Origin of the sequence: Pseudomonas juntendi, from assembly GCF_009932375.1 — a bacterium.
GTDB lineage: Bacteria > Pseudomonadota > Gammaproteobacteria > Pseudomonadales > Pseudomonadaceae > Aquipseudomonas > Aquipseudomonas juntendi.
Genome location: NZ_BLJG01000296.1, coordinates 1 through 9,345, shown reverse-complemented (window position 1 = coordinate 9,345; position 9,345 = coordinate 1). Strand labels below are relative to the sequence as shown.

Annotated in this window: 8 protein-coding genes; 2 read left to right on the top strand and 6 right to left on the bottom strand. The window is 64.1% G+C overall.

Annotation, left to right across the window (positions count from 1 at the left end):
* The first annotated feature begins 162 nt into the window (after positions 1-162).
* Positions 163-1,377, top strand: coding sequence for a YeeE/YedE family protein (locus GYA94_RS24960; protein ID WP_161893315.1), 1,215 nt, complete (start codon positions 163-165; stop codon positions 1,375-1,377).
* Positions 1,378-1,498: 121 nt separating this feature from the next.
* Here GYA94_RS24960 and GYA94_RS24955 read toward each other — a convergent pair whose 3' ends face one another.
* Both GYA94_RS24955 and GYA94_RS24950 read right to left on the bottom strand, forming a co-directional pair.
* On the bottom strand, positions 1,499-1,828 hold the full coding sequence (locus GYA94_RS24955) for a hypothetical protein (RefSeq protein WP_110679789.1): 330 nt from the start codon (positions 1,826-1,828) through the stop codon (positions 1,499-1,501).
* Between the two features lie 74 nt (positions 1,829-1,902).
* Positions 1,903-2,553 carry a DUF998 domain-containing protein gene (locus tag GYA94_RS24950; protein WP_161893314.1) on the bottom strand — a complete coding sequence of 217 codons (651 nt, stop codon included), beginning with the start codon at positions 2,551-2,553 and terminating at the stop codon, positions 1,903-1,905.
* Positions 2,554-2,747: 194 nt separating this feature from the next.
* On the opposite strand from GYA94_RS24950, the gene GYA94_RS24945 reads away from it, so the two are divergent.
* Complete coding sequence (locus GYA94_RS24945; RefSeq protein WP_009687013.1) at positions 2,748-3,497, top strand: FadR/GntR family transcriptional regulator; 750 nt, start codon at positions 2,748-2,750, stop codon at positions 3,495-3,497.
* A 21-nt stretch (positions 3,498-3,518) separates the two neighbouring features.
* Here the strand turns inward: GYA94_RS24945 and GYA94_RS24940 are convergent, their stop codons facing one another.
* From GYA94_RS24940 to kdgD, 4 genes are all read right to left on the bottom strand, one after another.
* Entirely contained in the window at positions 3,519-5,099 is a 1,581-nt protein-coding gene (locus GYA94_RS24940) for an aldehyde dehydrogenase (NADP(+)) (protein WP_161893313.1), read from the bottom strand.
* A 57-nt stretch (positions 5,100-5,156) separates the two neighbouring features.
* Positions 5,157-6,710 (bottom strand): galactarate dehydratase, encoded by a 1,554-nt coding sequence (garD, locus tag GYA94_RS24935; protein WP_161893312.1) that lies wholly within the window; start codon positions 6,708-6,710, stop codon positions 5,157-5,159.
* A 78-nt stretch (positions 6,711-6,788) separates the two neighbouring features.
* Entirely contained in the window at positions 6,789-8,153 is a 1,365-nt protein-coding gene (locus tag GYA94_RS24930; protein WP_009687017.1) for an MFS transporter, read from the bottom strand.
* Between the two features lie 104 nt (positions 8,154-8,257).
* Positions 8,258-9,169 (bottom strand): 5-dehydro-4-deoxyglucarate dehydratase, encoded by a 912-nt coding sequence (gene kdgD / locus GYA94_RS24925; protein ID WP_110679792.1) that lies wholly within the window; start codon positions 9,167-9,169, stop codon positions 8,258-8,260.
* Positions 9,170-9,345: the final 176 nt, after the last annotated feature.

Genomic DNA, 9,345 nt, shown 5'->3' with positions numbered 1-9,345 from the left:
AACCATAGAATCTCCCTCAGGTACGGCGCATGGCTTGAGTGCTGTGCAGTATGTGGTAGCAGGCAGCTTTGAACGGCTTAACAAATGCCCTGGCCATACGCAGCCCCGCTTGACAGTTGCGGGTATACTCGCCAACCGTTTCACTGTTATCCGAGTATTTCAATGGGTCTTTCCGCAATCGCAACACCCGCACCGCGCCGCTTCGGCGCGCCCCTTGTCGCCTTGCTTCTGCTGCTGGCTGGTGCCTGGTTCCTGAACCTCAACGCCGGCTTCAAGCAGGCCTTGCTGCTCATGGTCGGCGCCGCACTTGGCCTGACCTTGTACCACGCGGCCTTTGGTTTCACCTCAGCCTGGCGGGTGTTCATCAACGAACGCCGGGGCGCGGGCCTGCGCGCGCAGATGTTCATGCTGGGGCTGGCGGTGCTGTTGTTCTTCCCGGCGCTGTCGGCAGGTAGCCTGTTTGGCTCACCCGTGACCGGCCTTGTGGCCCCGGCCGGTGTTTCGGTGGTGTTCGGTGCGTTCATTTTCGGCATCGGCATGCAACTGGGCGGCGGTTGTGCCTCGGGCACGCTGTTCACCGTTGGCGGGGGTAATGCACGCATGCTGGTGACCTTGCTGTTCTTCATCATCGGTTCGGTCAGCGCTACCCACCACGCCGACTGGTGGTTCGCCTTACCGTCGTTCCCGGCCACCTCGATCGTGCAGGCGTGGGGGGTGGCGCCGGCGCTGCTGGTGAGCCTGGGCGTATTTGGCCTGATCGCGTGGGCCAGCGTGGTGCTGGAAAAGCGCCGGCATGGCGGGTTGGAGGCGCCTGTCGTCAGTGCGCAGCGCGGCTTGCGGCGATTGCTGCGGGGCCCCTGGCCGCTGCTGTGGGGCGCCATCGCTTTGGCCGTGTTGAACTTCGCGACACTGGCCCTGGCGGGACGGCCGTGGGGCATCACCTCGGCCTTCGCCTTGTGGGGCGCCAAGGTGCTTGAAGGGCTGGGTGTGAATGTCGCCAGTTGGGTGTTCTGGCAGGCACCGGCCAACGCCAAGGCGCTGGCTTCGCCGTTGTGGCAAGACATCACCACGGTCATGGACCTGGGCATCGTGCTCGGTGCGCTACTGGCAGCAGGGTTGGCCGGGCGTTTTGCGCCCAGCCTGAAAATTCCGCTGCCGTCATTGCTGGCTGCGGTGATTGGCGGGCTGCTGCTGGGCTATGGTTCGCGCCTGGCCTATGGCTGCAATATCGGAGCGTACTTCAGCGGTATTGCGTCGGGGAGCGTGCATGGCTGGCTGTGGCTGGTGGCGGCTTACGCCGGCAACCTGATCGGGGTGCGCTTGCGCCCACTGTTCTTTGCCGGGGAACGCCGCCCGGCGGTGCTGAGCGGCTGCTGATTCCGCACTGGGCGCCGTGCGGGGCTGCTGGAAGCTTGCTTCATGGCAGGGGCCCGGTGGCGGCGCTTTTCAGTCCATAAAGTACTTTAGATTTGATCCATAAGCGCTTGAAATAAAACACCTATCTCTTCGCGATTGCATGGTGCACGCACTGCTCGTAATAGGTCTGCCGGATCGCCGCAGGCTTGAGCCTGGAGCGGCTGTTATAGGTTTGTTCTGTAATGCCGAAGGCGGTCATGCGCATCCACGGTTTGGCGAACTTTCGCACCTGAAGCTTCTTGCGCGTAGCGTACAGGGTGACCCCGGCAAGCTTGGCCTGCTGGGCTTCACCGGCTATTTGCGCACCCCACTGGCAGGTGTGGCGATCATTCTGGCTGAGCGCCCTGGCCTGGGCGCCGAAAGCGAATGTGGCGAGCAGGCAGCCGGCCATCGTAGCTAGAAGTACTCGCATATTGCTGTCCTAAGCAATTGAAGGGGAACGAAGTTTGCCCTCACTTACAAAGGTAGGGGGCCAGCAAATTGCCGTCAGCGGGTGGCCCTGTGCAATGCCCCAGCAGCCGGGTTGCGCAGGCTAGCCCAGGCAAGGCAGGCGATCCACAGTACCGACACCCCGTAGTTGAGGCGCTGGTACAAGCCGAACAGTTGCCCGCTTTGTGCCGCCTGGGCCATGAGTGCGACGGTGACGATAGCAAGTATCAGGCTGATGGCGGACAGCAGCGCGACGGCCTGGCTGCCGGCCAGACGCGTCCCGAGCCACGCCCACAGGGCGCTCGCCAGGGTCAGTGAAAGGAACATCAGCAACCCCGACAGGTTGTGTAGCAGCTGTGAGCTGGAAGGTTGCGCCGGAGCGCAGCCTGGGTCGCAAGCGAACCAGCCTGTGCCCAGGCTACCGAGGCCGTGCACCAATACCAGGGCTGCACTCGACAACGCCACCTTCGAGCCGTGCCAGCGCCGCGCCAGGCCCAAGGCAAACAAGATGAACAAGACCGCGAGAGGATAATTGTTGACCCATGGCGACCAGCGCTGCACGGGCGAGCCAACCGCGCCGAGCTGGCTCATGGCTTGTTGGAAATGGTCGTAGCCGGGGTACGCCAGTGCAGTGAGCCAGACCCCGGCCAACAGCCACAAGGGGATCAGTAAGCCGCAGCCCAGCAAAAGGCGGTCATAGGTTTTCATACGGGCAGTTCCTTCCATGGATGCGTGAGGTGGAAACGCACAGTATCTTGCAGCGCAGGCTCTGTGCCAGCACTTCCAGGTGTTGTCGGGTAGGTGCAGCCCCAGGCAGGCAATGAAATCCGCACGCGGCATATGTGATCGTACAACTGCTTGCGCTATGATAAGCGCTGTCTTTCAAGGTGAAACACAGGGCGATGACAGAGCAGCAGGTACAGGCAAGGACCCGGCGCAAGCCACGCAGTCTGGCCCAGGAACTGGTTACGGTGCTGACCGAGCGTATTCGCAGCGGCCAGCTCAAGCGCGGCGACAAGCTGCCGACCGAATCGCAGATCATGGTCGAAGAGGGCGTCAGCCGCACGGTGGTGCGTGAGGCCATTTCGCGGCTGCAGGCCGCCGGGCAGGTGGAAACCCGCCACGGCATCGGTACGTTCGTGCTGGATGCGCCGGCGACCGGGGGGTTTCGGATCGACCCGGCTACCGTCGTTACCCTGCGTGAGGTGCTGGCGGTGCTGGAGTTGCGCATTGCTCTGGAGATCGAATCGGCAGGGCTTGCCGCACAACGTCGCAGCGATGACGAGTTGGCCGGCATGCGCGCGGCGCTGGATGAGCTGAACGAGGGGGCGGCCCACGCCACCGATGCAGTGTCGGCCGACTTCCAGTTTCACCTGCGCATTGCCCAGGCCAGTGGCAACCATTACTTCGCCGACATCCTCAACCACCTGGGCACCAGCATCATCCCCCGGACCCGGTTGAATTCAGCGCGGTTGGCGCGTGATGACCAGGCCCATTACATGAGCCGGCTGCGCCATGAGCATGAAGCCATCTATGAAGCCATTGCACGGCGAGACAGCGAAGGGGCCAAAATGGCCATGCGCATGCACCTGAGCAATAGCCGTGAGCGTTTGCGTCAGGTGCATGAAGAGGCTGAGGCGCAAGGGGCCTGAGGCCCGTGCCGCAAAGGGGCGTCAGATCGCCCCGTCGCGCCACTGCCCATTCACCAACCGCCGCAGCCCCAGCGGGTTGCTGTCACGCAGGGCTTCGGGCAACAGCGCCTGCGGGTAGTTCTGGTAGCACACGGGGCGCAGGAAGCGGTCGATAGCCAGGGTGCCGACCGAGGTTCCGCGGGCGTCGGAAGTTGCCGGGTACGGCCCGCCGTGGACCATGGCGTCGCATACCTCGACACCTGTCGGGTAACCATTGAGCAGAATCCGCCCGACTTTCTCTTCCAGCAGTGGTACCAGCCAGGCAAAGGCTTCAAAGTCCTCAGGCTCGCCGATCAGTGTGGCGGTCAGCTGGCCGCGCAGGCCAAGCACGGCAGCGCGCAACTGGTCGTTATCCTGAACTTCCACGGCCACGGTGGTGGGGCCGAACACTTCCTCCTGCAGCAATGGGTCGGACTCGACCAGCAACCGGGCATCGGCCTTGAACAACTGGGCGTGGGCCTGGCTGCCGTGCTGTGCCTGGCCGGCCAGGTGCTCGATACCGGCATGGGCGTGCAGGTGCTCCAGGCCAGCGACATAACTGCGCAGGCCGCCGGTGTTGAGCATGACCTGGCCGGCCTGCTGGCCCAAGTGCTGACCCAGCTCAGCCAACAGCTGGCTGTACGGTGGCGATTGCAGCCCGATGACCAGGCCCGGGTTGGTGCAGAACTGCCCTGCGCCCAGGCACACCGAACCGGCCAGCTCACGGGCGATGGCGTCGCCACGCTTGGCCAGGGCGCCCGGCAGGATGATCACCGGGTTGATGCTGGACATCTCGGCGAACACCGGAATCGGCTGGGAGCGCTCTGCGGCCATGCGGCACAGGGCGTCGCCGCCCTTCAGCGAACCGGTGAAACCTACAGCCTGGATGGCCGGGTGCTTGACCAGCCACTCGCCCACGCCGCCACCGAACACCATGTTGAACACCCCCTTGGGCATGCCGGTACGCTCGGCTGCCCGGGTGATGGCGCAGCCGACCAGGTCGGCGGTTGCCATGTGGCCGCTGTGCGCCTTGAACACCACCGGGCAGCCGGCGGCCAGCGCCGCGGCGGTGTCGCCACCTGCGGTGGAGAACGCCAGCGGGAAGTTACTGGCGCCGAACACCGCGACCGGGCCAACGCCAATGCGCATCTGGCGCAGGTCCACGCGTGGCAGTGGCTGGCGTTCGGGCAGGGCGAGGTCGATGCGTGCGCCCAGGTAGTCGCCACGGCGCAACACCTGGGCGAACAGGCGCATCTGGCCGCTGGTACGGCCGCGCTCACCCTGGATACGTGCGGCGGGCAGTGCGGTTTCGCGGCAGACGATAGCGATGAAGGCATCGTCCAGCTCGTCCAGTTCGGCGGCGATGGCATCCAGAAACTCGGCGCGGCGCGCCGGGGCCAGTTGGCGGAATTCGGCGAAAGCGGCGGCCGCGGCTTTGGCGGCTTGGTCGACTTCGCCCTCGGTAGCCTGGGCAAAGTTGTACGGCAGGGCTTCGCCGGTGCTCGCGTCCAGGCTCTGCAGGCGCTGTGCGCCAGCGGCGCTGCGCTGGCCGGCGATGAAGTTGTGGCCGAGGATTTCAGGCATGGGGTGCTCCTGTGAGGGTGGCTGAATGGAGAGTGCTGGGCGAGCCTGCCCAGGGCATCAGGTAATTGGCGCCGGATTGAACAGGGTGATGTCGTTGTGCAAGCGGTGCTGCTCGGCCCAGGTCTGCTTGCGGCCACTGGCGACGTCGAGGTAGTAGTGGAACAGCTCCCAGCCCAATTCCTCGATGGTCGCGCGGCCGCTGGCGATGCGTCCGGCGTCGATGTCGATCAAGTCGGGCCAGCGCTGCGCCAGCTCGCTGCGGGTGCACACCTTGACCACGGGCGCCATGGCCAGGCCATACGGCGTGCCGCGGCCTGTGGTGAAGACATGAAGGTTCATGCCTGCGGCCAGTTGCAGGGTGCCACAGACAAAGTCGCTGGCCGGGGTGGCGCAAAAGATCAGGCCCTTGCCCTTGACCCGCTCGCCTGGGCCAAGCACGCCCTGGATGGCTCCGCTGCCGGACTTGACGATCGAACCCAGCGACTTTTCGACGATGTTCGACAGCCCGCCTTTCTTGTTGCCCGGTGTGGTATTGGCGCTGCGGTCGGCAGCGCCTTGCTGCAGGTAGCGGTCATACCAGTCCATTTCGCTGACCAGCGCGTCGGCCACCGCCTGGTTTTGCGCGCGGGAAGTCAGCATGTAGATGGCGTCGCGAACCTCGGTCACTTCCGAGAACAGCACGGTGGCACCGGCACGTACCAGCAGGTCGGCGGCATAACCCAGCGCCGGGTTGGCGGTAATGCCCGAAAAGGCGTCGCTGCCACCGCACTGCATGCCCAGGATCAGCTCGCTGGCCGGTACGCTTTCGCGTCGACGCTGGTCGAGTTTCTTCAGGCGGGTGTCGGCCAGCGCCATGATCTGCTCGATCATTTCCACAAAGCCCAGGCTGGCGTCCTGCAGGCGGTACAGCCACGGGTCGCTGAGATCTACCGACGGGTCGTTGTCGTGCATCACCTGGTCGGCCTGCAGCTTTTCGCAGCCCAGGCTGATGACCAGCGCTTCGCCGCCCAGGTTGGGGTTGCGCGCCAGGTTGCGCACGGTGCGGATCGGGATATAGGCGTCGCGGGCGTTGATGGCCACGCCGCAGCCGTAGCTGTGGGTGATGGCTACCACGTCATCGACGTTGGGGTATTTGGGCAGCAGTTCGCTGCGGATGCGCTTGACCGCGTGCTCCAGCACGCCGGTCACGCACTGCACGGTGGTGGTGATGCCAAGGATATTGCGCGTGCCCACCGTGCCGTCGGCGTTGCGGTAGCCTTCGAAGGTGAAACCTTCCAGTGGCGGCAGCGGCTGTGGCACGGCATCGCAGCGTGGCAGGCTGTCCAGTTCCGGGGCAGCGGGCATGGCCAGCTGGCTTTCCTGTACCCAGCTGCCCTGGCGCAGGTCTTCCAGCGCATAACCGATGATTTGCCCGTAGCGGCGCACCGGCTCGCCCTTGGCGATGGTCACGGTGGCAACCTTGTGGCTTTGCGGTACGCCCTCGACCAGGGTCAGGCCGTCGGCAAAACGGGCACCTTCGCCCAGGCCGCCGTCATTGACCACGACCACGACGTTGTCATCGTCGTGCAGGCGCACGTAGCGGGGCGAGTCGGAATGTTCGATCAACTGCATGTTTGGGCCCTACTTGTCAGGTTCTCAGGCTTTTTTGTACATCCGCCCGCACCGAACGAGCCGGGGCGGGCGTGTCACTCAATGACGCGAGCTGGCCAGTTCGCCGTTGGCAGCAGGCTCAGCCTGTGGCTTCGGGGCGTCGTCGCGCAATTCGATACGCTTGATCGGGCCAACGATCACCAGGTAGCTGAACACCGCTACCAGGGCGTTGGCGCCTACGTAGACCAGAGCCCACTTGAACGACCCCGTGGCGCTGATGATGTAGCCGATGACGATAGGCGTAGTGATCGAGGCGATGTTGCCGAAGGTGTTGAACAGGCCGCCCGACAGGCCGGCGATCTGCTTCGGCGAGGTGTCTGCCACTACCGCCCAGCCCAGCGCGCCGATGCCTTTGCCGAAGAAGGCCAGGGTCATGAAACCGACGACCATCCACTCGGCGTCTACGTAATTGCAGAACACCATGGTGGTCGACAGCATCAGGCCGCAGACGATCGGCAGCTTGCGCGAGAAGGTCAACGAGTTGCCACGGCGCAGCAGCCAGTCCGAGATCACCCCGCCCAGCACGCCGCCGATAAAGCCGCAGACCGCCGGCAGCGAGGCGATGAAGCCGGCCTTGAGGATGGTCATGCCGCGTTCCTGCACCAGGTATACCGGGAACCAGGTCAGGAAGAAGTAGGTGATGGCGTTGATGCAATACTGGCCCAGGTACACGCCCAGCAGCATGCGGCTGGTCAGCAGCTGCTTGATGTAACCCCATTTCGGGCCATCGTTGCCGCGCTTGTGGTCCATGTCGACCAGGCCGCCGTTCTGCTCGATGTGTTCGAGCTCGGCCGGGCTGATGCGTGGATGCTGGCGCGGGTTGTAGATGGTTTTCAGCCACACCATCGAGAAGATGATGCCCAGCGCCCCCATCACCACGAACACGTGCTCCCAGCCGAAGCTGAACACGATCCAGCCCATGATCGGTGCGAACAGGGCGGTGGCGAAGTACTGCGCGGAGTTGAAGATGGCCGAGGCGGTGCCGCGTTCCTGGGTCGGGAACCAGGCCGCGACGATACGGGCGTTACCCGGGAACGAAGGGGCTTCGGCAAAGCCGACGAGGAAGCGCAAGGTGAACAGGGTCACGACTGCCCAGGCAACCGGCAGGCCGCCGACAAAGCCCTGCAACAGGGTGAACAGCGACCAGGTGAAGATGCTGAAGGCGTAGACGTTCTTGGAACCGAAGCGGTCGAGCAGCCAGCCACCCGGAATCTGGCCAGCCACGTAAGCCCATCCGAAGGCGGAGAAGATATAACCGAGGGTTACGGCGTCAATGCCGAGGTCTTTCTGCAGGCTGGAGCCTGCGATTGCAATGGTCGCGCGGTCGGCATAGTTGATCGTGGTCACCAGGAACAGCATGAACAGGATCAGGTAGCGCACATGCGTCTTTTTAGTCGCTTGCATGCTGGTTGTACTCCCACTAGTTATTTTTGTGCGGGCTCACGAATGGTAACCGGAGCGGGGCAGGCCCACTCCGGGCGCGGCATATGGCAGGCCGCAGGCGGCGCTTACTGCGGGCCCATCTTGTCCATCAGCGCGGCGAGCATTTCGTACTCTTCGGCGGTGAGGTCGGTCAGCGGGGTACGCACCGGGCCTGCGTCGTAACCGGCCAGCTTGGCGCCGGCCTTGACGATGCTCACGGCGTAGCCAGCCTTGCGGTTGCGGATGTCCAGGTAGGGCAGGAAGAAATCATCGATCAGCTTGGCCACGGCAGCGTGGTCGTCGCGGGCGATGGCGTTGTAGAAGTCCATCGCAGTCTTCGGCACAAAGTTGAACACTGCCGAGGAGTAGACCGGTACGCCCAGGGCCTTGTAGGCAGCAGCATACACTTCGGCGGTTGGCAGGCCGCCCAGGTAGCTGAAGCGATCACCCAGGCGGCGGCGGATCGACACCATCAGCTCGATATCACCCAGGCCGTCCTTGTAGCCGATCAGGTTAGGGCAGCGTTCGGCCAGTTTCTCCAGCAGGTCGGCGTTCAGGCGGCAGACATTGCGGTTGTACACCACCACGCCGATCTTCACCGACTTGCAGACGGCTTCCACGTGGGCGGCAACACCGTCCTGGCTGGCTTCGGTCAGGTAGTGCGGCAGCAGCAGCAGGCCCTTGGCGCCCAGGCGCTCGGCTTCTTGCGCATATTCGATGGCCTGGCGGGTGGAGCCACCCACGCCGGCGAGGATCGGTACCGAAGTGGCGCAGGTATCGACTGCGGTCTTGATGACCTGGCTGTATTCGCTGGCAGCCAGGGAGAAGAACTCACCCGTACCACCGGCGGCGAACAGGGCACTGGCGCCATACGGGGCCAGCCACTCCAGGCGCTTGATGTAGCCCGCCGGGTTGAAGTCGCCCTGGGCGTTGAAGTCGGTGACCGGGAAAGACAGCAGGCCGTGGGAGAGGATGGATTTGAGTTCTTGTGGGTTCATTGTTGTTGGCATCCTGTGGCGCTTGGGTGGAGGTGTTGTTTTGCGTTGGAGGTAAGTTATCGTACAACATCGGGGATGACCAGTGCTTTCTTGGAATTTTGTTTTCCGCGAGGGTGTACGCGTCGAGGTGCCCGCCTCGATATGTGTGGCGGGTTGCAGATCGAGCGCAGCTCGCG

Coding starts and splice junctions, on each gene's coding strand:
- GYA94_RS24960 (WP_161893315.1), top strand. CDS start 163: ATGGGTCTTTCCGCAATCGCAACACCCGCACCGCGCCGCTTCGGCGCG.
- GYA94_RS24955 (WP_110679789.1), bottom strand. CDS start 1,828: ATGCGAGTACTTCTAGCTACGATGGCCGGCTGCCTGCTCGCCACATTC.
- GYA94_RS24945 (WP_009687013.1), top strand. CDS start 2,748: ATGACAGAGCAGCAGGTACAGGCAAGGACCCGGCGCAAGCCACGCAGT.
- garD (WP_161893312.1), bottom strand. CDS start 6,710: ATGCAGTTGATCGAACATTCCGACTCGCCCCGCTACGTGCGCCTGCAC.
- GYA94_RS24950 (WP_161893314.1), bottom strand. CDS start 2,553: ATGAAAACCTATGACCGCCTTTTGCTGGGCTGCGGCTTACTGATCCCC.
- GYA94_RS24930 (WP_009687017.1), bottom strand. CDS start 8,153: ATGCAAGCGACTAAAAAGACGCATGTGCGCTACCTGATCCTGTTCATG.
- GYA94_RS24940 (WP_161893313.1), bottom strand. CDS start 5,099: ATGCCTGAAATCCTCGGCCACAACTTCATCGCCGGCCAGCGCAGCGCC.
- kdgD (WP_110679792.1), bottom strand. CDS start 9,169: ATGAACCCACAAGAACTCAAATCCATCCTCTCCCACGGCCTGCTGTCT.